This window comes from Arthrobacter sp. GMC3, assembly GCF_002929305.1.
Taxonomy (GTDB): domain Bacteria; phylum Actinomycetota; class Actinomycetes; order Actinomycetales; family Micrococcaceae; genus Specibacter.
Map to the genome: position 1 here is coordinate 1 of NZ_PJIO01000084.1, position 686 is coordinate 686.

At 68.1% G+C, this 686-nt stretch carries 1 protein-coding gene; it reads right to left on the bottom strand.

Translation table 11 applies throughout. The features are described 5' to 3' along the window. Window positions 1-518 (bottom strand): hypothetical protein (locus tag CXQ94_RS23750; RefSeq protein ID WP_219817117.1); only part of this gene is annotated, 518 nt, incomplete at its 3' end. Window positions 519-686 lie beyond the last annotated feature (168 nt).

Sequence of the window (686 nt, forward strand, 5' to 3'; positions counted from 1 at the left end):
CCGTAAAGCATGATCGCGCGCCCGGAGTTGAGCGCCACGCCGAGCTGATCGAGCAGGTCGTCGGCGAGCACGACGCCGCTGAAGGAGGAGCGCATCCGCTCGGCATTCACCCGTCCGTGGTGAATCGTCTGCACTTTGACCAGCGAGCGATAGGTGCTCACCGGAAACGGCGCCGCACCTACGTAGCCACTGCGCTCCAGCGCGGCGCGGGCGGCATTGCGGCCCCGCTCGGTCAGGCCATAGCGCAGGGCCTGGCCATTGTGCTGGCCGAGCACCTCGATGCGGCCGTCCTTGCGCAACAGGCCCAGCACTTCCTCCAGTACCGCGCCGGGCAGCGTCAGCCGCTCGACCAGCCGCGACATGTCCAGCGCGCCACCTTCGTGCAGGTGCTTGCACAGCAGATCGGCAAGCAGCTGGTCGCTCAGCCCGGTCTCCGCGATGTTGCGCGGCTGCGGCGCCAGACGCTGCACCGCGTCGCGCTCGCTGGGGTAGGCATCGCTGTCGCTGACGGCGTACATGGCGCTCTCCCGCGCTAAAAGTTGAGCTGGCTGGACAGGCTGGCAGTGGTTCCCAGAAGAATCGCGACGGCGTAGGGGAACGGCTGGCCGGCGACCTCGCTGGACACTGGTGGCAGGTAGCTATGGGCGCGGAACATCGCGCCGTAGCGAACCAGGGTCTGACGCAAC